We start from the raw sequence: 26,381 nt of genomic DNA on the forward strand, positions 1-26,381 counted from the left end.
CTTAAAGCACCCTGATGGTATGATCCGGATGCTTTCCGGTTCTGTCGATTGTATGGACCGCACATGCCAGGCAGGGGTCATAGGAACGGGCCGTATGTAAAATCCCGAGAGGGTTTGCATAGTCAACGCCGAGGGCATTTTCCGCAGCCGAGATTTTAGTGCCTATGAGGGCCTGTTCAACAGGGCCCGGAATTCCCTGTGAGTTCCGCGGAGCAAGGTTCCATGTACTCGGAACCACAGCCTGATACAGAGTAACCATCGAATCCGAACCTGTAGCAATCCAGTGCCCAAGAGCTCCCCGCGGAGCTTCCCACAGGCCCATCCCTGCCGAATCCTTTGCCATCGAAAGATCGGTATGCACCGCAACCTTTGCCTCCGCTTCAAGATCCTGCAAAATCCACTTCATCAGTTCAGACATTACTACAAGGACTTCCTGCATCCTTGCAATCATGCGGGTATAGTTGTTTACAGGGGAGTAACCGTTCTCCTTGAAAGCCTGAACCAGTCCGGTTGTGAGGGGTTCTCCCATGACCATGAGGCGAGCAAGTGGCCCTACTTCACAGGGAATGCCACCATAATTGGGGGCTTTTGCCCATGAGTAACGACTTTCCGAACCTCTCGTGTAATCAATTTTGTCAGGATCTCCTTCAGGAACCGTAACTCCGTTCCAGGGAGGGCGATCTTCTTCCCCGTCAATGTAAAAGGAATGAGTAACGCTTTCGGAGATTTTTCTGTAGTCGAATTCTTCAAGTTCCAGATTTCCGTCCATATATCCGGAAGGGATCACCCTGTCGTCGGCAGGGCTTTTAGGGTCGTACCCATCTCCATTTTCAGGCTTGAAGAAAACTCCGTAAGAAAGAAAACCGATTTTATCAGGATCAGGATAGACTCCTGCCCGGTCCATTTTCATACTGATAGGCAGACCGAGAAGCTGTTCCCCGATCAGTTCCGAGCCAAAAGCTGCAAAAAGAGGAACATCCCCCCAGCCGGAGGAGTGGGAGAAGTCATTGCTGGTAAGGGAATTATCCAGAAGCTCCTGCAGGCGTTCCAGGACAAAATTGACAGCCTTTTGCGGAGAAGAAGCCCTGTAAGTATTTTCAATCCAGGTGTCGGGAGAGACCCCAAGAGTAAATGCTTCAACGAACTCCGCAGTTTTTGAAACATAAGCCGCAAGCTCATTAATATCTGCAATACTCGGAGAATAAACCACTCCTCCGACATGCTGTAGAACAGAATGAGGCATTTTGCCTGCAACAAGGGAAATGGCATCATGCAGGCGACGCTGTTCCCTTATGGCACCAAGGTAAGAAGATCCGGCAGGATAGCGTGTTCCGTTAAATTGATTTACTACAGGCATAAAACGTCCGGACAATTCTCCCCACACTGCATTCCCCATTTCTCCGTGTTGCATAAGTATATCATGATAAGCCGGGTTTGCAAGGTCCGGGCTCCAGAGTACATAGATGTGGGCTGCATGACTGGCTATGAAATTCAGACCCTGATGAATATTTCTCATTACAAGAGCATCTTTGGGAATCTCTTCTATAATTCCGAAAAGCTCATCCGAAGCATTTGCTGCAGCTATGCTGTGGCAGACCGGGCAGACCCCGCAGATCCTCTGGGTTAGAAGTGCCGCATCTCTCGGGTCTTGATTCAGAAGAAATTTCTCAAAACCTCTGAAGAGCAGAGCATTGCTCTGAGCATCGGTAATCACGCCATCTCCGTCGACCTCAGTATTAATCCTATAATGTCCTTCAATTCTTGAAAGGGGATCTATGGTTACCTGTACCATTACTTTTCACCTCCGGCCTTTTCGGAAATATTTTCTCCCGTATCCTCCTCTTTTTCCTCAGGTTTTTTCAAAACAGTCCTTCTTACGGCGTGGGCACCTGCAGCAAGGAGTGCACCTCCTATTGCCACACCTGCTACAGTACCAAGATGCGTCCCAACAATTCCGGAATCTTCAACTTCCACGAAAAAGGGCCTGGTACTGTCCGGAAACCCCGGCTGTACGCAGCCTATACAGGGAGAGCCTGCTTGCGGACAGAAAGAGCGATGCCCGTTCCAGTGGCGAGTGGCACAGTCAGCATGGGTATACGGCCCTTTGCACCCCAGTTTCCAGAGGCAATTCGGTCCGCCTACTGTCAGATCAAGCTTTCCGCGGTCATAATATCCGCGGCGCGGGCAGTTGTCATGTATAACATGATCCGGAGGGAAGAAAACTTTCGGACGGTTCCATCTGTCCAGCACATAAGGAAGATCGTCGGGAACCTTGATTTTTCCCAGGACAACCGCGCTTATTGTCAGAAATACCCAGTCGGGGTGGGCAGGGCAGCCGTTAATGTTGATAACCGGTTTATCTATCCCGAGCAGATCAGTAATTCCTTTTGAAGAATCTTCCATAGTAAAAGCGATTCCACGGTGGTCAAGAAGTTCTTTTACATCACTTTTCGCAGCATTTACTCCACTATTAGTAGCACACTGCCCGATTGCTATAATTACCGAGGCGTTTTTTGCAGCTTTCTCGTAAATTTCCTTATATGTCCTGCCCCCGAGTACCAGATATTTTCCCGTACCTTCAGGCCCGTTCGGGACCCCCCCTTCAGAAATAAAAACATATCCTTTTTCGTTTTCCAGAATCTCATCCAGCAGAAGCTCAGAGTTCAGATCACTGGTATTTGCCGGTTTTCCGTCTACGAAAATTCCCTGCTGCATCATCAGGACTTCCTGATAGAGCAGGTTGAGGTTTAAATATTGGAGTAGTTCTACGATATCCGGCGTCCCTCCGTCAAGCATCGATATGCTGCAACCTGTGCACTCTACCCCATGGAGCCATAATACTTTAGTTTCCGAAAGTTCAAGGGCTTTTGCCAGGTCACTTTTATAGGTTTGTAAAAACAGCGAAGCTCCCAGTACCCCGACGGCTTTTATAAAAGTCCGACGGTCCATCTTCATGAAATCGAGATTTTTAAACTTTTCAAGTAAAGATTCTTCACCCGTTCTGCTTCCCCCGGGATAATTAATATTTTTTTATATAGAGATATAATAAGACAAAGACTCTATTGTATTAAAAGACTATTATGGAAAAGGCTATCGAGGCCTTGATATTGTATTAAAAGAGTATTATGGAAAAGGCTATTGAGGCCTTGAATAGCCTGTTAAGCCTTCAGGGATCGAAGAAAGCCTCTTCTAAGCACCCGGTTTTCGTCCGCTGGTTCAATGAGGAAGCTATACTCCCTCCAGCTCTTACGCAGATAGGTTCTGGAGAATATAAAATATTTTTAAAGAAGAATATTTACAAACATATCAAATTCGAAGGGATTCCTCTTAAACCAGATATACTGGAAATATTACCGCCACCCAGTATTCTATTACTTATTCTGTTACTTGTTATATTTGCTTTTTAATTTATCTAAACATTCCGATTACAGTTAAAATAAATATAGTTTTTCTAAAGATTTATATATTTTAATATCTATTTTATATATTGAAATATATATTGAATTTTTAAATTTAGTATTCGCAGATTAGTGTAGAAAAAACAAGATGCGCTGAATATCATAGGGAATAGAATTATGCGTAATGTGGGGGATAGAATATGACTATTGGGGACAGTCACGATTTAAAATCGCAGATGTTTGCAGGCGAAGAGGTTTTGCAGGCTTGCTATGACAACGAAAGGGTTCTTCAAAGAGGAGACAGCGGTTCTGCAGTGAAGAAAGTTCAGGAAGCTCTGATAATTCTGGGCATTCCCGTGCCCGGAAAGGGAGCAAACGGTGTCTTTGGGGGCGAAACCGAGATAGCTGTCAGAAGTTACCAGGAAGCGCGAGGATTGAAGGTTGATGGGATAATAGGGGCAGAGACTATAGGCAGCCTGGACTCAGAATTTTACACCGGACCCCCGGAGCCTTCGACTTCACCATCAACGGAACCTCAGATGTCTAAGATTCCAACTCCATTAAAACCGGAATCTCCGGTCAGGTCAGCAAGGGAGTCTACAATTACACTGGAAGGGGAATCCCCGGTTGAGCCGAAAGTGCCTCCTGTCCCGTCAGTAAAGGAACCAAAAGTTCCTCCTGTGGAGGCAGTTCCGGATCTTAAAACATTGCATGTACCTTCGGTCAAACAAGTACACGTACCCCCTGTCCCATCGGTACGGGAAGTTTCGGCCAGACCGGAACATACACTCAGGCATGTAGAAACAAAGCCGCCTTCAACTGCACCTCTCGCTGCACCTGTGCCTCCAGAAATCCCTCAGGCTGACAGCCAGGGCCGCAAATTCCACTCCTCAGGGATATGGAATGAAGATAGTTATCTTGAAATTCAGGGTGGTCAATCGATGCACTTCAAGGTAAAAAATCTCCATGTCCATGCGTCAACTATCCGGATAAAAGCCAATAATGGAGAATCCCAGGGTGCTGCGATTCAATCTCAAAATACTGCCGATTTTGAGTTTTCCATGCCCGGGAAAGAGCCATTTGATTGGAGATTCGATATCGAAGTTGATAGCGATACGGCTTTACTTGAGTGGCACCTCTACAGTACCTGGGTACCGGAGTAAACAAAAACAAGTAAACCTTAAGATAATTAGAAACTGTACCTGGTACAATTGATTTCTGGATTATCATTGCTAAATTGTAGAGTAGAGATTCAGGCTACAAAAGTGAGATTGTTCCGGAGCATCGGGTTATTAGGCATTATGCCTCCGATGACTCAACCTGTTTTAACGAGAGAACTCAATCTGTTTTAACTCCGGTACCTTCACGCTGAACCTGTTTTTATTCTTCTCACTTTTCCAGTTCTACCTTTCTATATTTAGGAAGTCTGAAATCTGACAGGTACTTGAGAGGGAATAAACAAGAATGTCTTCCGGAAAAAGGATTCGATACACAATTAAGTGAGAAAAATGAAATCGGGTTACAAAAATAGGATTAAACAAGGTCAAAGTAGAGAAGAAATCTCTTTCCTGATAAGCCATATGACTTCATCCACAGCCCCGAGGACTTCAGGACTGATATCCCGGGAGAATTCAGTAGCCAGCTCTCCAATCTCTATTCCTATCACCACAATTTCCGGAAGGTGCTGCACCTGCTCTCCAATTCTCAACACATCGGTAATTGTGAGATCATGAACCGAGACCAGAGTGCGAGGCTCAGTGCCCTCTATCAGGTCCCTGCCTTCGATGCGGTGTACCGAACCTTTCCGGCTGCCAGTCAGGACTGCATCGACGATTATGACTTTGCTTGCCCCGTCGAGCAGGTTCAGGAGATCAAGCCCACAGACCCCGGCATCCGCGATATCAAGCCCGTCAAGTCCGTCAAGTTCCGTTTTTTCAAGGGCTTCGATTACTTTCAGCCCAATGCCATCGTTTCCCATTAGCGGGCTTCCACAGCCCAAAATCCGCACAGGAGCTTGTAATATAGGCATATTCTCACTTTTAAGGTGCTATTGGTTTTAAATCATACATCTGCCTTACGGATTTTTCCGTTTTTTTCGAACATGCCCATATTACGGTTTACCGATTTATTCCGGAAATTACTCCTTTAAGGCTTCATGAGACTTTTCTGACGAGTCGTGCCAGAGCTCGCTGTCAGGAAGATGTTTTGGTTTGGGTTTAACGATTTCTGCGTAGCGGGAATCTGAAAGGTCCTCTTTTCCGGACCAGAAGATTGTCTTGTGGTACTTCCAGACATGCGGGTTAAACTCAAGGATACCCACGTGAACAACCAGTTCAAAGACAAAAAAATAAGTCATTAACAGGTGGAGAGCCCTGTAAAACTGCAGGGAAGACATATTGAAAGCAGGTGCAACCAGGTCTCCTGCCAGAAGGATCCATGACCCTATAGGGAGTCCTAAGAGTGCCCAGTCAAGCCTGTAAATGACAATGCCTGAAACGGCGATCACAAAGATGGCGGTGCCTTCAAGCACGATAAGGATCTTCATTAAGGGGTGGAGTTTGGTCTTATAGTGTCCCGACACCTCATCATAAATGGTGAATGCGGGGTACTCACCCTTTCCGAAGAAATTGAGAATTATTGCCTTCAGGCGCTTGGCATCTTCAGGACCAAAGACATAATGGTCCATGAAATGTGCAATTTTTTCCTGAACCCCACCTTCAGTTGCAGAGAAGATGTTGTACGGAATAAGGATCCAGTTCACTGCAAGCAGGGCAGGAACCGCGATCATGTGAAGGGCGCGGGCATTATGGAAACTCATAAAGTCCCAGCCTGCGTAGATTTTAAACCCGGTAATGATGAGCACCAGCATCGCCGCAGCGTGAATGGTGTGTGCCGTTCGGTCAAGGACGGTATAACGCTCAACAATCATCGGGTTGTCCTTGGATTTCATTTATAGGTCGCCTCCTTATACTATTCTTAAAGTACGTGGAGTGTTTTTCCCGGTAAGGTCAATGGTGTGGACTGCGCATGAAACGCAGGGGTCATAGGACCTACCGATATGAAGGATGTTAACCGGATTGGTATAATTGACACCAAGAGCATTTTCTACGGCATTGATCTTTGCCCCTATAAGGGACTGCTCAAGAGGTCCGGGGACACCTGCACTGTCTCTTGGAGAGAGGTTCCAGGTGCTCGGAACCACGGGCTGATAGGTGATAACCCTGGAGTTGCTGTCAGTGGAAACCCAGTGTCCGAGAGCGCCACGAGGAGCTTCCCAGAGGCCCATACCTTCCGAACTCTTTGCCATTGAAAGGTCGGTATCAACAGCGATCCTGCCGTTAGGGTCGTAATCGACAGTTACCCATTTAAGGAGCTCGTTTGCGATAATTGCGGTTTCCTGGATGCGAGCCATCATTCTGGTGTAGACGTTAGCTGCAGAGTAACCATTCTCGTTAAAGGCCAGAGCAAGTCCGGTCACAAGCGGTTCTTTAGCTGCAAGCATACGTGCAAGAGGTCCCACCTCACAGGGGATGCCGTCATATCTCGGAGCCTTGTTCCAGGTGTATCTGCTCTCGGAGCCCTGGTCAAAGCGGATAGCTTCAGGATCGGTAAACGGATTTGTCTCACCTTTTGAGGGGTGAAGGTCAGCTGTGTCTTCATAAAAAGCGTGAGCAACACTCTCGGTAATCTTACTTGTATCGAGGTTCTGATATTCGAGACTTCCTGTTACAATGCCTGAAGTCAGGAAACGGTCACCAGCAGGGCTGCTCGGATCGTACCCGTCCCCGTTCTCAGGGTTGTAGAAGCCACCGTATGAAAGGAAAGCGATCTTTGAGGGGTCGCTGTACCCGCCGATCTGATCATGCTTAAGGCTTGCAGGAAGCCCGAGCAGGGTCTCTCCGACAAGTTCGGAACCAAAGGCTGCATAGAATTCCGCATCTCCCCAGCCGGCTGTCCTGCTGAAATCGTTTGAAGCTACGGATTTTTCAACAAGACCGGTGAGGTGTTCAACCACGAAGTTTACGGCTTTCTGAGGAGAGCTTGCCTTGTAGGTGTTTTCAATCCAGGTATCGAAAGGAACCTTCAGAGTGTAACTGGAAACGAAGTCCATGACCTGGAGATAATAAGAGGAAAGTTTACCGATATCTGCCACATTTGGCTTGTAGGTGTATCCGCCGGGATAGGATGTGACCTGATGGGGCATTTTGCCGCCAATGACTGCAATGGCTTCCTGGAGGCGTTTTTTTTCAGGAATTGCTGCAAGGTAGGAAGACCCTACAGGCACGGATTCCCCATCGATCTTGTAGCTGATCGGGGCAAACCTGCCGACCATTTCTTTCCAGACTGCAGTTCCGGTCTCTCCGAGGGGGGTGAGGACGTCGCGGTATGCAGGGTTTGCAAGGTCCGGGCCCCAGAGGATATAAATGTGGGTTGCGTGGCTTGCAATGAAGTTCAGAGCCTGGTTAATGTTCCTTGCTACGAGGGCATCTTTTGGAATTGTGTCAGCCACACCGAAAAGGTCGTCAAGGGCATTGGCAGCGGTGAGAGAATGAGAAGTGGGACAAACTCCGCAGATCCTCTGGACAAGAAGGGCTGCATCTCTTGGGTCCTGGTTCTGCAGAATACGTTCAAAACCTCTGAACATGAGGCAGGAGCTCTGGGCATCAGTGATGACACCGTCGGCATTAACTTCAGTGGAAAGGCGAAGGTGACCTTCAATCCTTGTTAAGGGGTCTACTGTAACGTTTACCATTTTTTACTCACTCTCCTTTCATTCTCCGAACAGCGTGTACCCCGGCAACTACGGTAGCAGCGCCGACTGCAGCTTTGGATAATGTGTCAATATTTGCGCCAAGGAGCACACCCTTGTCTTCAGCTTCAACATAGAAAGGTCTTGATGAGTCCGGGAAGCCGGGTTCAACGCAGGCGATACAGGGGGAGCCTGCCTGAGTACACATGTTTACAGAACCATTCCAGCGGCGGATGGCACAATCTGCGTGAGAATAAGGAGCTTTACAGCCTAATTTCCAGAGGCACTTTTCTCCGCCGATCTGCTCATCGAACTCTCCGCGGTCATAGTAGCCGCGGCGCGGGCAGTTTTCATGCACTGTATGGTCTGTTGGGAAAAAGACGACGGGTCTTCCGTACTGGTCAAGGACAGTATCGAGGTCGTCGGGAATCTTGATCTTGCCAAGGATTACCGCACCTACGGTAAGGAGAATCCAGTCAGGGTGTGCAGGACATCCAGGGATGTTAATTACGGGTTTGTGGATCCCTAGCTCCGTGAGCATGCCTTTTGAGCTGTCTTCCTTTGTGAAGGCCACTCCCCTGTAATCCGTAACATCGGCAACGGCGCTGTCAGCACAGGTGATTCCTCCGTAGGTGGCACAGGTTCCGACTGCAAGGATAGCATTGGCATTTTTTGCAGCTTTTTCAAAGAGCTCTTTGAAAGTCCTGTTCCCGATAACGCAATAGCGCCCCGAGCCATCAGGCCCGTTTGCAATTGCACCTTCGACGACAAGGATATAGTTGCCTTCTTCGATGAGTTCGTCAACTAGAAGCTCGGAGTTCAGTTCAGAGGTGTTTACGGGTTCGCCATCGACAAATAGCCCCTGCTGGGCAAGAAGAGTTTCATGATAAGCGAGGTTGACATTGAGCTTGCTGATTGCCTGAACAATATCAGGATTGCCTCCATTTAAAATGGATTCGGAACAGCCAGTGCATTCGGCACCGTGAAGCCAGATAATCTTGGTTTCTGCCAACTCAAGCGCACTTACAATCTCTGTTTTATAGGTGCCGAGGAAAGCGGTTGCTCCGAGTGCACCTACAGCCTTCATGAAAGTACGCCTGTCCAGTTTTAAGAAATCTAAACTATCCAGTGTACGGGCAAGGTTTTTCATTCCAGTACTCATCTCTACCACATCTTGTTTTTTACCCAAATATTATATGCGAATGAAAATCTAAATTTAAATTCGTGTTAAATATATAAATGTGTATATAAATATACCAATAATGTTTTGAATGAGGGAATAGTATTTAAGGTTTTTTACACAATATAATTAATATATTAATTCGGTAGATGGAATTTATTTAATATATTAAAAAATATAATAATTTGATAAAATTAATAATAAGCTCTAATGTACGCAACAAATCAGCAAAAGAAGAATTAGCAGAATCGGTTGACCTTCTGGAAAGAAAAATAATTTCAGTCCCGGAGGAATTTTTCACCCAAAAAGTTAAAGCTAAAAATGTGAAAAAATAAGCCTGAAAAAGGGATATTTTTTGAATATAATAAATAAAATAAATACAAAATTAATAAATCTCCGGGAAAAGCAAAAAACCATTTGCAAGGTATGCAGACGAAATTTAATGATGTGGAGCTCCTGCACGACCGGAACGGCATCTGATCAGCCCCAGTCATATCCCTGAAAGAACTGTATAGCTTATTTCCTTAGGTTTATCTTTAAAGAGTCCCCTCTTTTTTTTGTTAACCTAAATCTTAATAACCCATCAACCTGTATTTATGTTCTCTTCTGCGCCTTACTTTAAGTCCCGGGCTGTGCTTCAAATCCTGTGCCTGAAAAATCCCCGCTCTGTATCTTGTTTTTACCAGTTATCAGATGCAATCTCAACTTTGGAGACTAAATCAGAAACAAAAAAGATATAAAAGATAACTATACAATTGTGTGAAATAATATTGCCAATATATGTATTTTTAAACCCAGAGCCTCAGTTCCAGGCATATTCCATTGTGTTTACTAACTCTTGCTTATTTATCTGCCTTCTTTGTCCCGGGAAGCCTGAGCAAAATGAAAAAGGAGTATATGGGGAAGGGATATTTTGGTAACAGGCAAGTCCCTCATTCTCGTTAACCTCACAACCTAACTTTGTAAAAGTTCCTTCTCAAAAGAGCCATCAAATTTAATCCAGATATCAATTCTCCAAATATTAATTCGGATATCAGTTTAAATATCAATTTGAGCATCATTCAAATATAATCCGATTATTATCCAAACAGAATTCAAGAATTATCTAAACAGAATTCAAGAATTATCTAAACAGAATTCAAGAATTATCTAAATAGAATATGGTATCAATTTAAATAGAATTTAAATAGAATTCAAATATAATTTAGGTGCCGTCAGATATAGATGATATGTCAGATATAGATGATATATTAGATAGGGGTAATCGATAAAACAAGTTCAAATTGCAAGTGATCGCATTAACACCAGTCCTTTTAAAGGATTGGGCTCGCTGAAAATTAAATTTCATAATTTAGATTTTGAAAAGAAAAACAGGGAAAAACAGTAGAGGTAATATGTGTATAGCTATTCCTGGTAAAATCAAGGCCATCGTCAATGAAAACACTGCCACGGTCGATATGGGCGGGATCTGCAGAGATGTAAATATGGACCTGCTCGGAGGTGCCAGTAAGGATCTGCTCGGGAAATATGTCCTTGTCCATGTGGGGTATGCAATATCAGAAATCTCGAAAGAAGATAGTGAAGAAACTATGCGCCTCCTCAAGCAGATATCAGGCCTTGAAGATACGGATATCTTTGAACCGGGGTTCTCCGACGAAACGGACTGAGTGAAATGAAAAACGAGGACTCTTCTTTAAAGCCATCGATGCCTGAAATTGAAAAAAAACTCCTGGAAAGAATTCAGGTATCCGGAACCTCGCTCCGTATAATGCATGTTTGCGGTACGCATGAAAGGACTATAGCAAAATACGGACTCAGAAGCGTGCTTCCGGAGAATATCGAAGTCATAAGCGGCCCCGGATGCCCCGTATGCGTTACCCCCGAAAGAGACGTTGACACTGCGATTGCCCTTGCAAAAAGCGGAGCAACTGTGGTCACCTTTGGGGATATGATGAGAGTACCGGGTTCGGCAGAAAGCCTGCTGGACGCAAAGGCTGAGGGAGCAGACGTAAGAATGGTCTACAGCATTGATGACGCCGTAGCCCTCGCAAACAAAAAACCTGAACTCGAAGTGGTCTTTTTCGGGATCGGCTTTGAGACCACAGTCCCTGCCAATGCAGCAGCCCTTCTGAGAAATCCTCCTGAAAACTTTAGCCTACTTGCCTCCCAGAAGCAGACTCCTCCTGCGATTGAGCTTCTTGCCAATGATACCGTAGTTGACGCTTTCATAGCTCCCGGACATGTGGCAACCATCATAGGGACAAAAACCTTTGAACCTCTTGCAAAAAAAGGCTTTCCTGTTGTGGTAAGCGGATTTGAGGCAAGGGATATCCTCCTCGGCATAAATCTGCTCCTGACCCAGATAGAACAGGGAGTTTCAAGGGTCGATAATGGCTATCCGAGGGTCGTAAAGCCTGAAGGAAACCCGATAGCCCTGAAAATGATGAATGAGGTATTCGAAACCTCGGAGTCGGAGTGGAGGGGTATTGGAAACATAGAGAATTCAGGGCTAGTGCTCAGGCAAGAGTACGAAGAAAAAGATGCCTCAAAGAAGCACGAAGACCTTTATTCGGCTTCCCTTGCCGAGATAAGGGCAAAAGCGGAGAATAAGGATAAGAAGCGCTGCATCTGTGCAGCGATCCTCACAGGGAAAGCAAAACCTTCCCAGTGCCCTAACTTCGGGAAAGACTGTACCCCGAAAAACCCGGCGGGCCCCTGCATGGTCAGCCAGGAGGGCATGTGCTACAACTGGTTCAGATACTCGCGGGAAGGAGGAAGCAGGCTTGCATGAGTATTCCATCGCCTGTGAGATCTTTGAGCAGGTAATAGAAACTGCAAAAGCTCACGGAGCCCTGGAAGTAAGGCACATAATTCTGGAAATGGGACGGCTTGCCCATATAAATCCGGAGCAGCTTAGTTTCTGTTTCAAGGCCATTGCCGAGGGAAGCATAGCCGAAAATGCGGAATTCGCCGTAGAGATGATCCCCCCCTCTCTGGAATGTGAATGCGGATATACAGGCACTGTCAACGAAACACAGATAGGAGAGAACGGTGGACTCCAAAGTGAACTTCTGGAATACATTGCAGCGCTCGAATGCCCTATATGCGGAAAAAACGCCCGTATTACAGGCGGCAGAGAACTGATCGTAAAAAGCATCGAGATTGAGACAGAAGTAGAAACGTGAACTTTCGGGCAGGCAAATATATAAATGTGGTAAAAGGTAGCAGGTCTATCAAATTATAAGGGATATAAAATCGTAAACCCTGCTATACGTACTGCTCCGCAAGACCAAATTTAATGCAATAAACGGATTTTCCATCAAGATTTCCATCAAGATTTCCATAAGATAACCAAGCAACCCCGAGTGATGTTTATGTTAATGCATGTAATCCACATGGGACACGATGTCTTCAAGGCAAATGACAAAGTTGCCGAAAAAAACAGGAAGACCCTTGACAAACACAGAGTCTTCTCAGTCAACGTCATGGGAGCCATCGGGTCAGGAAAGACCACTCTGATCGAAGAAGCGGTCAGGCACCTCAAAGATAAGTACAGAACAACAGTAATCGCAGGTGACGTTATCGCAGAGATGGACGCCTCCCGTTTCAGGAAACTCGGGGTGCCGACAATCCCTGTAAACACGGGAAAGGAATGCCACCTTGACGCAAAGCTGGTGGAAAAAGCCCTCGGAGAAGTTGACCTTGACAATACGGACCTCCTTATTATTGAAAATGTGGGAAATCTGATCTGCCCTGTGGACTTCAAGCTTGGAGAGCACCTCAGAGTAGTTGCGGTGAGTGTCACCGAAGGAGACGACATAATCCTCAAACATCCCATGATTTTCAAAACCGCGGAACTTGCAATCATAAACAAAGTTGATATTGCCCATGCAGTTGACGTTGATGCCGAGAAAATGCGGGACGACATCCATTCCTTAAACCCGGACATACCGGTCATCCTTACTTCAAAGCATGACTGGGAGAGCCTTGAGACCTGGATCGGCTTTATCGAACTCGGAATTGGAAGAGCACAGGAAGTTCAGAGAAAGTAAGGCAAAATAAAAGAGATTAAAACGGGGACACAAGGAAAGGGAAACCGGATATGAAAGCAAATACAATTTCTCTGGAACACGGTGCAGGCGGAGAGGTAATGCAGGCGCTTATAGGAGAGATTATCCTTAAAAACTTCCGCAACAAAAGCGCAGGCTCAATAGGGCTTGAAAACCTTGATGACGGGTCCACGGTCAGGCTTGAGAACTTTGACCCTGCCTCCGAACTCGTGCTGACGACAGACAGCCATGTGATAACCCCTGCTTTCTTCCCGGACACCAATATAGGACGCCTGGCAGTTTCAGGCACCATCAACGACCTCACCATGATGGGAGCAAGACCTCTTGCCCTTACCTGTGCAGTCATAGTCCCCGAAGGTTTTCCGATCCGCGACTTTGAAGAGATCATCAAAACAATGGACGAAACCGCTGCCGAAGTAGGAGTACCCATAATTACAGGCGATACCAAGACCGTGGAAAAAACCGCCCTTGACTCTATCATCCTGAACACGGCAGGCCTCGGCATTACGGACAGCCCCGTCAGAGACTCGGGCCTGAAACCGGGAGACCGGCTTCTTGTCACGGGCACGATTGGCGACCACGGAATCTCTCTTATGGCCCACAGGGAAGGCTTTGACTTCGATACAGACCTTGCCTCGGACTCCGCCCCTCTCTGGAAACTCATAGAACCCGTCCTGAAACTCCGGACCCCGGAAGGAAACCCGGTTGTAACGGCTATGAAAGACCCTACCCGCGGAGGGCTTGCAAACGCCCTGAACGAAATGGCAGCAAAAGCCGGAGCAGGAATTCTCCTCGAAGAAGACCTGATCCCCTTCAAGCCCGCAGTCACCGCAGCCTGTGAAATGCTCGGCCTTGATCCCCTCGAAGTTGCAAACGAAGGAAAAGCCGTCATCGGAGTCAAAGCCGGCTTTGAAGAAGAAGTCCTCTCCCTCCTCAGACAGCACCCCTACGGCAAAGACGCAGCCCTAATCGGAGAGGTCACCCCAGAAAACAAAGGAGAAGTAATCCTGAGAAACCGTTTCGGTGGAATGCGTTATGTAGACGTCCCCGCCGGAGACCCGATCCCCAGAGTCTGTTAACCACAGGAACCACAGGCTTTCCAGTCGCTTTTAATTGGCGGTTTCTTTTACACATTATTCCCCCATTCTTCTAAATTTCTTACCGGCTACCTAACTTTTTTAACTTTATTTCTCTCTCCTTTAATTAGTCCTCTTGAGCGAAGCGGAGCTGAGCGAAAAGGAATGTTATTCGTCCATAAATTAGTCTGCTTGAGCGAGCAAAGCGAGCGAAACGGACGGCGGGCTCCCGAATCGCAATTCGGGTGGCGCAACATATTTAAAGTCATGAACAAGAGTTAGCACGTAACAAAAAAACATATACTGAGAGGAGATAGGAAGGAGTTAAGGCTTGAAACGTGATCACATTGTGGAAGAAGAATTATGGCGCTCAATCCCGGTATATTTTGTTTCCTTTTTAGCCATTGGAGTGCTGGGCTATACCGGATACGTCCGGATCGGCGGGATTTCAACCTTCGTCCTGGCTTTTATTGTGACAGCAATACATTTTACGCTCATGGTCAGGTACAGGAAAAAAGAATATTTGACAGACCCTTCACTCAGTTCAGTAATGGACCACATGCTTAAGCGACAGAAGCCTGAAAGAAAGAATACAGGATATACGGAGTTGAGACCAAACCTCCGGCCTGTTCTGACAATGATGATCATCGCGTACCTTGTGTTCCGTTATGCGGTCTGAACCTTTTGCAGTTTGCACCTGAATATATTTTTGAAACTTGCAGAAGAGTCCATGGTAGCAGGAGCTAAATTAAGAAACGAAATAAACAATGCCGATAAAGAACAAGATAAAGAAAAGGAAACACCGGAAAAAGTCGAGGGATAAAGATGAGAATATATTTTAACGGAAAGACCCCGAAAATTTCGGAAACGGTTTTTGTTGCGGATTCGGCAGACATAATCGGAGATGTAGAGATAGAGAGTTATTCAAGCGTATGGTTCAATGCCGTGATTAGAGGAGACCAGAACAAAATACGGATAGGCAGCCGGACAAGCATCCAGGACGGGGTCGTGATTCATGCAGACCCTGAAAACGGAGTCCGGGTTGGAGATAATGTAACAGTCGGGCACGGTGCCATACTTCACGGGTGCAGGATCGAAGATAACGTGCTTATCGGCATGAACGCAACCGTGCTGAACGGGGCAGAGATCGGGAAGAATTCCATAGTCGGAGCAAATGCGCTTGTGCCCCAGGGGAAGAAGTTTCCGGCTAACAGCTTTATTATCGGAGTCCCGGGAACGGTAAAAAGGGAGACAAACGAGGCAGAGGTTGAGGCTATAAAGGAAAATGCTGACGAGTATGTGGACATGGCAAAAGAGTATAGGGAAGAGATGAAGAAATTTGCCTTCGCCAAATCAAATTCAATGACCTGAACAGGAAGTCATCGCAGGAGAAGGGGAAGAAGTAAGGAGTGAAGGAAAGGACAGAATTGGGGGGAGACCGAAAAATGTCAAAGTTGGATTTGAAAAAAGAAAACAAAGAACTTTACAACCCATCCGCAAAAGAAGTCTCAGTTACAGATGTCCCTGAAATGAATTTTTTAATGATAGACGGAGAAGGAGACCCCAATACATCAAGGGAATATCAGGACGCAATAGAAGCATTGTTTTCTGTATCTTTCAAAGCCAAATTCATTTCTAAAAAAGAGATCTTGCAGGATTATGCAGTAATGCCTCTTGAAGGACTCTGGTGGGTTGAAAATATGGAGGACTTTGATATTCAGGATAAAAGCAACTGGAAATGGACAGCAATGATAAGGCAGCCCGATTTTATCACGAAAGACATTATAGAAAAAGCCATGGAAGAAGCGGAAAAGAAGAAAAATCTCCCTGCACTTTCCAGGATAAGATTTGAAAGCCTGCATGAAGGCTTATCAGCCCAGCTAATGCATATCGGTCCTTATTCCGAGGAAGGGCCTACTATTGAAAAGCTGCATAATTTCATCAAAGAGAAAGGGTATGGATTTGACGGCAGCATATTCGGGGAGAGACACCACGAAATATATCTGAGCGATATGCGCAGGACGAAACCGGAAAAACTTAAAACTATTATAAGACAGCCCATAAAACAGAAGAAAGAGGAATAATGCAGGATTGCAGAAATCGTTCCTGCTGTTATTGCGAGAATGGCTACTAGCAAGCTATTTTAGCAGGAGATTTAGCTCAAAAGCATTCCATACTGAAATCCTTTCCATCTGTTTAAAACTATTATAACGAACTTATGGTGAACAATTGGTTATCGCAGCGCAGCTACTGGACATTCGGCCTGGATATTCTTCGGGTATACCATCATCAGGCGGTCCATATAACCAACACTGCAAATGTTGTTAAATATAGTGCTCAGTAATTGCTCGGATACTACACTTCTTGGATTCCCTTTTGCGACCAGACCTCCCCGGTACATGACAACGACATCATCACAGAACCATGAGATATGGTTTGGATCATGGCTGCAGGCCAGTATGGTCGTCCCTTTCGCAGATATCTTCTTCAGGATATTCCAGATTCGGATCTGATTACAGAAGTCCAGAGCGGATGTAGGCTCGTCCAGCAGCATTAAAGGCGTGTCCTGTGCCATAGCCCTTGCGATAAGCACGAGCTGGCGCTGACCACCGCTAAGCTGGTTGTAAGGCTTATCGGCGAGATGAGAGATCTCGAGCATTTCCATAGCTTCCCTGACCTTGTTCCTGTCCTCCTCGGAAATGCCAAAGATGCCGCCCATGTGCGGGGTCCTGCCCATCAGCACGACTTCCTTGACGAGGTAAGGAAAAGGAGGCTTGTGTTCCTGGGGCACGTAGGCGACAAGTTTTGCCAGCTCTCCGATCTTCTTCTTCCTGACATCGCATCCGTCAACGGATATGCTGCCGCTGCTGTACTTAAGGAAGCTCATGCAGCACTTGAACAGGGTTGTCTTCCCTGAACCATTTGGCCCGAAAAGCCCACATAAAGAACCTTTCTCTACCTTGAATGAAATCCCTTTGAATACGGGTATGCTGTTGTACCCGAAGCTGAGGTTATCTACTTTCAACATATAATCACCCAAAAATCTCCTTTTCTTTACTACGCAACAGATACACCAGGTAAGGTGCACCTACGATAGCCGTAATGATCCCTATTGGGATTTCTGCCGAAGTCAGAGTACGCGCAATCGTGTCACAAAAGATAATATAAACACCTCCCATCAGTGCTGCCGTGGGAATGACAAAACGGTTATCCGGACCCTGGATAAGGCGGGCTGCATGGGGCATCATCAGGCCGACCCATGCAATAATCCCGACCGAAGATACGCAGATAGCAGTAACCAGTGTAGCCAGTACAATGAAAATAAACTTAAAAACTTCCGGGTTCACACCCAGTGCCCTAGCCTCCTCGTCACCCATGGAAAGGACGTTCAGCTTCCACCCGAAGAACCACATGATAGCTACGGATATTAGCACAACAGGCACAGTCAGATACACGTCATCCCATGTTGTGTAGTAAAAGCCGCCCATCATCCAGAAGACAATTTCTCTCAGTTGTGTATCGTTTGAGAGGTATTTCATGATGGAAACACAGGCGGAAAATATCGAGCCTATGATAATACCGGCAAGTACCAGCGTGACAACAGGCGTCTGACCCCTGCTCCTTGCCAGTGTATATGCAAGGAATACGGAAAGAGAGGCAAACACGAAAGCACCCAGCTGTATAGAAATAAAGATATGAGGATAGACAATCCCCAGGGCTGCGCCAAATGCCGCTCCCGAAGATACTCCAAGAATATACGGTTCCACTAGAGGGTTGCGGAAACATCCCTGATAAATCGCCCCGGCAACAGAAAGCCCGATACCGACAGTTATAGCCATAATGACCCTGGGGAAGCGGATATTCCAGACGATTGTGTTTTTCAGCTTATTCAGGGAATCTACATTATCTGGGGAAAACAGATGAGTGGCGATGATAGAATATACTTCCGGTATAGAGATATGATAGGTCCCTAAACAGATCGTGACCATCCCGCCTGCCACCATAACAACAGCGAGAAAGAGCATGACACACATCTTTCTCTCCTCAAAAAAATTGAGGGCAGTGGAGGTTGATTTTTTCACGTCAATCGATACTTCTTCCATAATAACACCTAAAAATCAGACTCCACCGTTTATTTCAGCTACCGGTTTGAACGAAGCAGTACTCTTGATACATTTCGACACTTTCATCTGCACACCATGCATGCTATAACACACCTTTATCCGTTCCACCGCGTTTTTAGAAATCGTACTCCACTGTCCAGTCAAGGTACTGGGCCGACCTGATTTTTTCTGCTGTTGCACGGTCCACTCCATATACGTCCTGATACAGTTTCAATGCAAACTCATGGACCTTGATGTCCTGGAAAAGATCCGGATAACAGCCTTTTGCAACAATTAGCAAATCCAGAGGATACTCGACACGGCGGTCGCAGTTTCTTGGCGTGTAAGGCATGGAATAGATACGCTTGTTTTTGACTGCCTGAAGTTCCTGCATATTCTGGTAATATATCGCATCCTGAAGTTCGATAGGCGGATGGTATCCGGAATATGTGGGTAAAAAAATCACATCAGGGTTCGATGCAAGCACCTGTTCGGCGTTAAGCAACTTTCCAGAACCGGTATCCTGGTAAGCATTCCTGCCATTGGCAACAGTCTCGAGGATGTATGATTCCGGAGTATCGATGCCGCTTACATACCCGGCACCGCCGCTTTGCCTGGCCTTGGAAGAGATCCCGAGATAGAGTGCTGTGACCTTTTCCTCTTCAGGGATATCTTTAGTCCTGTCCAGAATCATCTTTTCCGTATTATCCAGATAATCTGCCAGAACCATTGCCTCTTCCTCCTTATCGAACAACTGACCGATTACACGCATTTCGTTGCGCATGGTGTTCAGACCGGAATTATTGTAGTTGTTCGGGGAATAGAGCACGATTACGGGTATGCCAAGCGACTCGATCGTTGATATCTTTTTATTGTTATTTTCGAGATCATTAGCACTCATCGAGCAGTCACCGACTCTTATAATGAGTACTTCAGGATTCGCACTAGCCAGTTTTTCGTAGTTAATGATGGTCATGCCTGACGAAGACTCTGTACAGGACACATTCGCTAGCCATGGATTAACGACGCACATCGTATTTGATCCGCCGCTAAAAGTATAATTTATACCGGAGTTTAGAGTAATATTTGACTGATAAAATGAACGGGAACCAAGCCCGACCGAGCCGATGGAAACTATTTTCTCAACCTCACTAAGATTCGTCAGGACGCCTTCAACGAACCCGTCATCGATGGTAGCGATACGCTGGATCTCTTTCGGCAGTTTCACCTGGACACCACGCATATCCGTTACGTAACGGTATTGTTCATCAGACGAGTCTGTTGTCGTCGATGAGTTTGCGGCGGTTGTTTTAATTTGGCCTGTCTGTTCGGTGCATCCTTCTACCGATACAATAAGGAGCATTATGAGTACACATAACACAAAGCCCTTTTTAAAATCAAAATAACTAGAAGGCTTAGTTATCTGGTTATCATTTTCAGGTTTATCGATCATATATAATACCTGTAGCAACTATTTATCTTTTAGTATTATATTTTACTACATAACATTATCTAATTAATTTTTATAGCTATGATTAAATCAAATGATAACAATTATTGCTAAAAATTGTATATGATATGCCGAAGTATAGTAAGGAAGCTTAGCGTAAAGGGTCAAAAATGGCAGGATCTATCGATCGTTGGTTTTCCGAGAACCAGAGAAGGGAGGCGATATTTTATCCGCTTGTTTTTTTAATAACTATTCTTTTACTTCTTACTGCACTGCCTTTGATAGCTTATGCGGATGATACGAAAACCGTCACCGTTGTATATCTCTATGAAGAAGGCTGCCACCGGTGTACCGAAGTAATGCCAGTAGTCAGGCAGGCAATTGAGGAAACCCGTGGAGGAGGGCTCTCTGTCGATTATCAGGAAATCAGGGTCAATTCGCAAAAAGGCGCATTCTATGTCGACCGGTATGGTCTGATAGATATTCCGGATCTGATCATAGATAACCATACGATTATTGGGCCCGCAAACCTGGATGGAGATTACGTGACAGTTCTAAGAAATATTAAGGATACAATTGCATCTTCTTATGGGTATGCTCCACCAGTGACTGTACATACAACTGCAGTAAAAAAAAGTGAAAATGACAATAACGTCACTGTAACGGCATATCTGTCCAACCAGGGTAACGCGCCAATTAATGTCAATCTCTCTGGAGGGCTGACAGAAGGCTCTCGATTAATTTCAGGACAATTTTTCTGGAGCGGCCCGTTACAACCGGGTGTTGAAGAAAAGGTAACATACGTGTTATCGGGTGGCAACACCTCTTACGTATCCCCTTCTACCGTATATTATGAAGATAACTCTGGCAGTCATGTTATTACAGACAGTTACATACCCGTTGGCACTATGCCGACGATCTCGGTTCCCATCGCATTTGTATCCGGAATCATAGCTGCGTTTTCCCCGTGTATCCTTGCAGTCATAGCATATATGGCCACGCTTGCAGCTTCCAGTGAGAGACGGTATTCGTTGCTGATTAATGTAATATCTTTTTCTGCAGGGTTGCTCTTCATGTATTCACTTATCGGTGTCTGCTTCTACAGGCTCAGTGTTACCATGCCCTCCATGTATAATGTAGCCAAATATACTATCGTCGTTTCAATGCTCGTCATTGGCTCTGCCACGATAATCAGGACATTATTCAATTATGGGCGCAGTTTCTCGGATGTAGGGTTCAAAAAGTTCCTTGCTCTGCTGCAGCCATATGGCAAAATAAGCATGGCTAGCTACAGCTTTGCCATCGGGATGGGATTCGGCATGATAAAAATGCCCTGCGCTGGCGGGCCATATCTCGCGATACTTGGCATAATGGCAGATCAGAGCAGCTCGTTTCAGAGATTATATTACCTGCTGGCTTACGATGCAGGCATCGTGTTACCGGTAATGGGCCTTGGGGTTCTCCTCTCTCTAGGATTTCCCGCCCACAGGTTGGATTCGATCAGGAAGCAATACCGGGCTATTATAGATGTTTCAACTGGAATCACTCTTTTTATTCTGGCCGCATTGCTGGCATTTAATGTAATATAATCGATAGGTGATTACTCTCATCACTGAAGTGACAGGCATCTATCAGAATTCTAAAGCAGATCAATACAGTAAAGTGTTCCAGAGATTTAATAAGATCTTTTGTAACATCGATAACATTTAGTAGTATATATTATAAAAAAGAGGCAAGTTTATTAATAAGAAGCTAAATTAAACTGCTACAAATCAATTGTAATTATTAATAGTTGTTTATATAATTTTGAACATTTAATCAGCGATTTTCTAACTTAAAAATTAGCGATTTAGCATGAAAATAACGCTTTCAAGTGTAGTATTCCTTGACCGACTATAAAGGGCTGCAAATAATGGTCAATTAATAAACAATTGAGATTGAGGATTTTATGAAAAAATTGATAGTTAGTGTGTTTCTGATTTTACTCATTAGCCTGCCTTTTTCCGGATGCATATCAGAAAAAGCCACATCGTCAGTAATGGATTCGCCGACAAACGATGAATCCAATAATATTACGGATATGAGAGGTGTCCAGGTAAAAGTGCCGAAAAACATTACAAGGGCTGCCGTGATCAGCGATGGATTCGTCGAATGTACGATGATCAGCCTGGATGTCCAGGATACTATCGTGGCTGTTGGTACCACAATCACCAATGATTATACTTATGTATTCCCGAGTGTCAAGGGAGAAAATTTCACGTATGAAAATGGCAAAAACACGATGATTTACCTGGACCCTTCGTTAAACGAAACTGTCAGGTTAACACCACAGCAATACAACGTCGTCAGCTACGAAGCGCTTGCAAGTTCGGACCCTGACGTCATCATTCTCAGGGTGGGAGATTGTTCGGTCGGGTGGGATAACCGTGACACAATGAATAAAACGATTAACACGATGGAATCGCTTGGAATCCCTGTGATAGTCCTGTATTCCCCTACATATTACTCGAATTCGGACCTATCTACCATAAGAGAAGAGATCAAAATTATCGGACAAATTTTCGGTAAAGAGAAGGATGCTCTTGAGTTAGCCGATTACATCCAGAGCACTGAGAAGATGATATCTAACAGGACCATGGATATACCTGAGGCCAGCAAGCCATCGTTATTGTACTTCGGCCTTTCGCCCAATGCCAGGAAAGCTGGAGGTTCAGGCCATTCATGGGGTATCGATACACCTGAGTCATACACCATTGAGGGCATAGTGCATGCGAAAAACGCTTACAGGGATACCGGTACCGCAAAGATACTGAACACCGAACAGATTCTCGCCATGGACCCTGATGTCATACTACTGGCCACTTCATGGGGATACCATCCGTCCAAAGAGCTTTACGAAGCACCATATTACCAGGATCTGAAGGAACTAAGTGCGATCAAGAATAAGAGAGTCTATCCGATGCCGTGGACACCCTCAAACTGCGCCCGGCGCCTGGAATACCCAATCGACCTGATGATAACTGCAAAAGCCGCTTACCCGGATAAATTCCAGGACATCAAGGTTCACGAGTGGGTACTGGACTTCTACAAGCATGTCTACGATGTCGATGACGAAACCGCTAGAGGTCTCAGGTCAGCACAATGGCTCGACTGGATGGAAGAGGAGGACTTTTGAGAATTTATGAGAAAAATTTGTATGAGAAAAATTTGGAGAAGAATTTGAAGAGTTTTTGAGGAGAATTTTCATGATGAATAGCACTATAGACTATGGAGAGATCTGGAAAACGATGATGGCAGAGAGTAAGAAGACAAACTTTGAAAGCGACAGATTCTGGACAAGGGAAGAGGCGGTAAAATACGACACGCAGATCAAGATGGAAAACTGGAGTTTTTCCAGAAACCTGATCAAACGGATTGATTTCACTCCGGATTCAAAAATCCTGGATATCGGATCCGGTCCCGGTACACTAACCATACCGCTCGCAGGCATGGTTAAGCATGTCACTGCCATCGAGCCTTCGGATGGTATGTTATACTGCCTGAAAGAGAACATCAAAGCAAAGGGGTTAAATAACGTTTCCTGGATCCAGAAGAGGTGGGAAGACGTCGATATCAAAGATCTGGACGCACCGTACGATATAGTTATTGCCTCGTTTTCCCTGGCCATGCCGGATATCAGAGAGGCGGTGATTAAAATGAACGAAACGTCCTCGAAATACGTCTACCTGAACTGGTTCGCAGGTATGCCGTCCTGGGAAAAAACGTATGCTGAAGCCTGGCAGAGGGTTCACGGCACCCCATATAACATCTACCCGCAGATCGACTGCATATACAAAGTGCTGTACGATATGGGGATATACCCAAACGTCACCGTATATCCTGATTACTGGGAACTGGTCTATCCGGGAATGGAAGAAGCGGTTACTCATTACAGACGGATCGTCAACGCGACTACAGCCGAACACGATGCAATACTACAAAAGTATATATCCGAAGCATTTTCCTGCGAGAACGGAGACATCAGGATGAAGGAAAAATCATACACTGCCTGGCTGTGGTGGGAAAAGTCGTGAATCAGTCCTGATGGCGTATAAGAGGACACCACATATATTCCCATATCTAAATTTTTACCATTTTTCCCAAATCCCTTCTTTTTCTCAAAAATACAGGAGACATGTATAGAGGACTTGCACCGTTTGCCGCACTTGTAGTCAGCCTCTGTTTGATAGCTCTTGTTATCGGGTTTTTCATATTTTTTGTTACCTGGATATTTGCAGTTTCAGACGCATACAAAATGGTTAACAAACAAAATGACAGAGTTGAGAAGAAAAGAAACGGTGCTTCTGCGTAATTTGAGAAGATCCTACCTGAGAAGATTCTCTTTATTACCTCCGCCAGGGTTCAGAGGAAAAGATGAATGACTCCTCTGGTAACCGGGACTTGAGATGAATATTGGATAAGGGAAATAAAACAGGATTTTTGAGGATCAATGTTAATTTCAACCTACAAGCCCGATACTGAATTCATAATATTCATCCCCTATCTTGAGATAAGACCTTTTGTCATACGTATTACTTATGTAATAGACTTGATTCCCTAATTTGAGAAATACGCCACCGTATTCTTCATTATATCCGTTTGTGGATTCCAGGAAAATACCCCATTCATCTGAAGAGATCCCGTACCACCTATCCGGCTGGCTCACAGCTTTTTTAATTGAAGGGAATCGATCCAGGTCTTTAGCAGTAAGCTCAGAATAAGGAGGGGTATCGGCTGGGACTTCATCTGTACTCCATACCACGGCGCGGACCCACATTTCAAATGGATAAGCCAGTTTAGCCTCTTTTTGCGATATCAAGTCTAATATCCGATCCCTCGCATCACTGGTTGTTTCCAGTTCGGTGATGTGCCCGTATGTACTCTTATTATTCAAACCCTGAAGCGTGGGAAAATCTTCCAGTTCTTCAGATGTTATTTCCACATAATACTCAGGTTCAGAATTTAATTTGGTGAGCCATAAAGTAGGGCCGCAGGGAAGCTTCTGCGTTATGAGTGGGGCGACCATGATAACAACAACAATAAATAATACGGCAATAGCTACGGCCAATATTTTTAAAACCCCGAAACTCCGGCTTCCCTGTCCCGAGTCCGGGTTTACTTTTCTTTTCTTGCCCGAATCTTCCATTCTCATCCTCTTCTGAATTTCCCTTTAAATATAGAACTTACCGTAACTTTTTGAAGATTTTCCCCCCCCACATGCATGAAACATGAATACCTCGGGACAAGTTCCAGGAAATCATCCATCCTGAGAGTTAGCTACTTAATATCATTTCCTCAGAGACACCTGATCTTGATTAATATAAAGAATATTTTCCAATTAATAATAAGCTAAACATATATAAGTAAAGATAAAATTATTACTCAGCTTTTTTATCATTATTTCCCACATATAAGACTATATATAATCTTAGTTGACTTTTATTCACAATAAGAATTCTACTTCAGTATGAATAAAATAATTTTCTATTCTGCCCTGAAAACTATTTTCACTTCTTCAAAACCTCCCAAAATCCCCTTTATACCAGAACCCTTACTCGAATTTGATTTCATATGAAATCAAAATTAACAGAATAAATTAATGTAGAATAATGATTAACAAGCCTCAAGCATTTGATTTGGAGTAAATAAATCCCATAAATTACATTTCCACAGGAAAAACTGATGATAATCACCCACATATTAGTTTCATACGAAACTAATATATACCATATAATGCGATTAAGCATCATATTGGTTTCACATGAAACTATTTATCAAATAACCTTTATTTCAAAAAACTTTCCAGTTTCATAAACGACGAAAGGTAAAACTATGCATGACCCAAGAGAAATATTCGGCCCGGTTGTCCACATCTACCGGAGTCACATGGAATATATGACAAAAGAACTCGAAGCTTACGGGATTGGAAGCGGGCAACATGATTTTCTTTTAGTTTTGTACCATAAAGACGGCATCTCTCAGGAAAACCTTGCAAGAATGTTGAAAGTAAGCAAAGCAACAAGCACAAGGGCAATCCAGAACCTGGAAAAAGAGGGTTATGTGTACAGGCAGAGGGACGAAAATGACCTTCGGGCTTACAAAGTTTACCTGACTGAAAAAGGGAAGGAAATGAGAGATATAATTTTTGAAAAACTGGTTTCTTTTATTGATATCCTTTTTTCGGATTTTACACCGGAAGAAAAAGAAATTTTCAGGCTGCTGACCCGTAAAGCTGCATTAAAATTCTTCGAGCCCGGGTTCGAACCTCCATCTGAAAAGCTAAATGACATTCAGTAAAAACAACAGCATCTTACG

General features: G+C 44.9%; 26 protein-coding genes. 16 read left to right on the top strand and 10 right to left on the bottom strand.

What is annotated here, in order from left to right; translation table 11 throughout:
* Nucleotide 1: 1 nt before the first annotated feature.
* The gene (locus ACSAZL_RS15075; protein WP_440945443.1) at nt 2–1,792 is read right to left on the bottom strand and encodes a nickel-dependent hydrogenase large subunit; all 1,791 of its coding nucleotides are present in this window, start codon (nt 1,790–1,792) and stop codon (nt 2–4) included.
* On the bottom strand, nt 1,792–2,955 hold the full coding sequence (locus ACSAZL_RS15080) for a hydrogenase small subunit (protein WP_440945444.1): 1,164 nt from the start codon (nt 2,953–2,955) through the stop codon (nt 1,792–1,794). Before ACSAZL_RS15080 ends, ACSAZL_RS15075 begins: the two co-directional genes overlap by 1 nt.
* Nucleotides 2,956–3,125: 170 nt before the next feature.
* On the opposite strand from ACSAZL_RS15080, the gene ACSAZL_RS15085 reads away from it, so the two are divergent.
* Together ACSAZL_RS15085 and ACSAZL_RS15090 are read left to right on the top strand one after the other, a co-directional pair.
* The gene (locus ACSAZL_RS15085) at nt 3,126–3,407 is read left to right on the top strand and encodes a hypothetical protein (protein ID WP_440945445.1); all 282 of its coding nucleotides are present in this window, start codon (nt 3,126–3,128) and stop codon (nt 3,405–3,407) included.
* 191 nt (nt 3,408–3,598) lie between these two features.
* Entirely contained in the window at nt 3,599–4,561 is a 963-nt protein-coding gene (locus ACSAZL_RS15090; protein WP_440945446.1) for a peptidoglycan-binding protein, read from the top strand.
* Nucleotides 4,562–4,941: 380 nt separating this feature from the next.
* Here the strand turns inward: ACSAZL_RS15090 and ACSAZL_RS15095 are convergent, their stop codons facing one another.
* From ACSAZL_RS15095 to ACSAZL_RS15110, 4 genes are all read right to left on the bottom strand, one after another.
* A complete protein-coding gene (locus ACSAZL_RS15095; protein WP_440945447.1) occupies nt 4,942–5,376 on the bottom strand; it encodes a hydrogenase maturation protease in 435 nt (144 codons plus the stop codon).
* 159 nt (nt 5,377–5,535) lie between these two features.
* Nucleotides 5,536–6,348 carry a cytochrome B gene (locus ACSAZL_RS15100; protein WP_440945448.1) on the bottom strand — a complete coding sequence of 271 codons (813 nt, stop codon included), beginning with the start codon at nt 6,346–6,348 and terminating at the stop codon, nt 5,536–5,538.
* Nucleotides 6,349–6,363: 15 nt separating this feature from the next.
* Nucleotides 6,364–8,151: a nickel-dependent hydrogenase large subunit gene (locus ACSAZL_RS15105; RefSeq protein WP_440945449.1), complete on the bottom strand. Its 1,788-nt coding sequence runs from the start codon at nt 8,149–8,151 to the stop codon at nt 6,364–6,366.
* Nucleotides 8,152–8,158: 7 nt separating this feature from the next.
* Complete coding sequence (locus ACSAZL_RS15110) at nt 8,159–9,310, bottom strand: hydrogenase small subunit (protein ID WP_440945450.1); 1,152 nt, start codon at nt 9,308–9,310, stop codon at nt 8,159–8,161.
* Nucleotides 9,311–9,513: 203 nt separating this feature from the next.
* On the opposite strand from ACSAZL_RS15110, the gene ACSAZL_RS15115 reads away from it, so the two are divergent.
* The 9 genes from ACSAZL_RS15115 (at nt 9,514) to ACSAZL_RS15155 (ending at nt 16,558) form a co-directional block, all read left to right on the top strand.
* Nucleotides 9,514–9,663, top strand: a complete 150-nt coding sequence (locus ACSAZL_RS15115; protein WP_440945451.1) for a hypothetical protein — start codon at nt 9,514–9,516, stop codon at nt 9,661–9,663.
* Between the two features lie 1,059 nt (nt 9,664–10,722).
* Nucleotides 10,723–10,995: a HypC/HybG/HupF family hydrogenase formation chaperone gene (locus ACSAZL_RS15120; protein ID WP_440945452.1), complete on the top strand. Its 273-nt coding sequence runs from the start codon at nt 10,723–10,725 to the stop codon at nt 10,993–10,995.
* Nucleotides 10,996–11,033: 38 nt separating this feature from the next.
* Complete coding sequence (hypD, locus tag ACSAZL_RS15125) at nt 11,034–12,119, top strand: hydrogenase formation protein HypD (RefSeq protein WP_440945453.1); 1,086 nt, start codon at nt 11,034–11,036, stop codon at nt 12,117–12,119.
* The gene (hypA, locus tag ACSAZL_RS15130; protein ID WP_440945454.1) at nt 12,112–12,513 is read left to right on the top strand and encodes a hydrogenase maturation nickel metallochaperone HypA; all 402 of its coding nucleotides are present in this window, start codon (nt 12,112–12,114) and stop codon (nt 12,511–12,513) included. Before hypD ends, hypA begins: the two co-directional genes overlap by 8 nt.
* Nucleotides 12,514–12,708: 195 nt before the next feature.
* Complete coding sequence (hypB, locus tag ACSAZL_RS15135; protein WP_440948868.1) at nt 12,709–13,380, top strand: hydrogenase nickel incorporation protein HypB; 672 nt, start codon at nt 12,709–12,711, stop codon at nt 13,378–13,380.
* A 50-nt stretch (nt 13,381–13,430) separates the two neighbouring features.
* Nucleotides 13,431–14,477 carry a hydrogenase expression/formation protein HypE gene (gene hypE / locus ACSAZL_RS15140; RefSeq protein ID WP_440945455.1) on the top strand — a complete coding sequence of 349 codons (1,047 nt, stop codon included), beginning with the start codon at nt 13,431–13,433 and terminating at the stop codon, nt 14,475–14,477.
* A 328-nt stretch (nt 14,478–14,805) separates the two neighbouring features.
* Nucleotides 14,806–15,153, top strand: coding sequence for a hypothetical protein (locus ACSAZL_RS15145; protein ID WP_440945456.1), 348 nt, complete (start codon nt 14,806–14,808; stop codon nt 15,151–15,153).
* Nucleotides 15,154–15,299: 146 nt separating this feature from the next.
* Nucleotides 15,300–15,845: a gamma carbonic anhydrase family protein gene (locus tag ACSAZL_RS15150; RefSeq protein ID WP_440945457.1), complete on the top strand. Its 546-nt coding sequence runs from the start codon at nt 15,300–15,302 to the stop codon at nt 15,843–15,845.
* A gap of 74 nt (nt 15,846–15,919) precedes the next feature.
* Entirely contained in the window at nt 15,920–16,558 is a 639-nt protein-coding gene (locus ACSAZL_RS15155; protein ID WP_440945458.1) for a GyrI-like domain-containing protein, read from the top strand.
* Nucleotides 16,559–16,707: 149 nt separating this feature from the next.
* On the opposite strand, the gene ACSAZL_RS15160 is transcribed toward ACSAZL_RS15155, so the two are convergent.
* The 3 genes from ACSAZL_RS15160 to ACSAZL_RS15170 form a co-directional block, all read right to left on the bottom strand.
* Nucleotides 16,708–17,502 (bottom strand): ABC transporter ATP-binding protein, encoded by a 795-nt coding sequence (locus tag ACSAZL_RS15160; protein ID WP_440945459.1) that lies wholly within the window; start codon nt 17,500–17,502, stop codon nt 16,708–16,710.
* 4 nt (nt 17,503–17,506) lie between these two features.
* Nucleotides 17,507–18,577, bottom strand: coding sequence for a FecCD family ABC transporter permease (locus ACSAZL_RS15165; RefSeq protein WP_440945460.1), 1,071 nt, complete (start codon nt 18,575–18,577; stop codon nt 17,507–17,509).
* Between the two features lie 136 nt (nt 18,578–18,713).
* Nucleotides 18,714–19,940 (bottom strand): iron ABC transporter substrate-binding protein, encoded by a 1,227-nt coding sequence (locus ACSAZL_RS15170; RefSeq protein WP_440945461.1) that lies wholly within the window; start codon nt 19,938–19,940, stop codon nt 18,714–18,716.
* A 257-nt stretch (nt 19,941–20,197) separates the two neighbouring features.
* Between ACSAZL_RS15170 and ACSAZL_RS15175 the strand changes: the two genes are divergently transcribed.
* From ACSAZL_RS15175 to ACSAZL_RS15190, 4 genes are all read left to right on the top strand, one after another.
* Nucleotides 20,198–21,616, top strand: coding sequence for a cytochrome c biogenesis CcdA family protein (locus ACSAZL_RS15175; RefSeq protein ID WP_440945462.1), 1,419 nt, complete (start codon nt 20,198–20,200; stop codon nt 21,614–21,616).
* 359 nt (nt 21,617–21,975) lie between these two features.
* Nucleotides 21,976–23,202 (top strand): iron ABC transporter substrate-binding protein, encoded by a 1,227-nt coding sequence (locus ACSAZL_RS15180; RefSeq protein ID WP_440945463.1) that lies wholly within the window; start codon nt 21,976–21,978, stop codon nt 23,200–23,202.
* 73 nt (nt 23,203–23,275) lie between these two features.
* Nucleotides 23,276–24,100: a class I SAM-dependent methyltransferase gene (locus ACSAZL_RS15185; RefSeq protein WP_440945464.1), complete on the top strand. Its 825-nt coding sequence runs from the start codon at nt 23,276–23,278 to the stop codon at nt 24,098–24,100.
* A 101-nt stretch (nt 24,101–24,201) separates the two neighbouring features.
* Nucleotides 24,202–24,378, top strand: coding sequence for a hypothetical protein (locus tag ACSAZL_RS15190; RefSeq protein ID WP_440945465.1), 177 nt, complete (start codon nt 24,202–24,204; stop codon nt 24,376–24,378).
* A gap of 147 nt (nt 24,379–24,525) precedes the next feature.
* Here the strand turns inward: ACSAZL_RS15190 and ACSAZL_RS15195 are convergent, their stop codons facing one another.
* Complete coding sequence (locus ACSAZL_RS15195; protein WP_440945466.1) at nt 24,526–25,212, bottom strand: hypothetical protein; 687 nt, start codon at nt 25,210–25,212, stop codon at nt 24,526–24,528.
* A gap of 686 nt (nt 25,213–25,898) precedes the next feature.
* On the opposite strand from ACSAZL_RS15195, the gene ACSAZL_RS15200 reads away from it, so the two are divergent.
* On the top strand, nt 25,899–26,363 hold the full coding sequence (locus ACSAZL_RS15200) for a MarR family winged helix-turn-helix transcriptional regulator (RefSeq protein WP_440945467.1): 465 nt from the start codon (nt 25,899–25,901) through the stop codon (nt 26,361–26,363).
* Nucleotides 26,364–26,381 lie beyond the last annotated feature (18 nt).

The organism is Methanosarcina mangrovi (assembly GCF_052057765.1).
Classification (GTDB): domain Archaea; phylum Halobacteriota; class Methanosarcinia; order Methanosarcinales; family Methanosarcinaceae; genus Methanosarcina.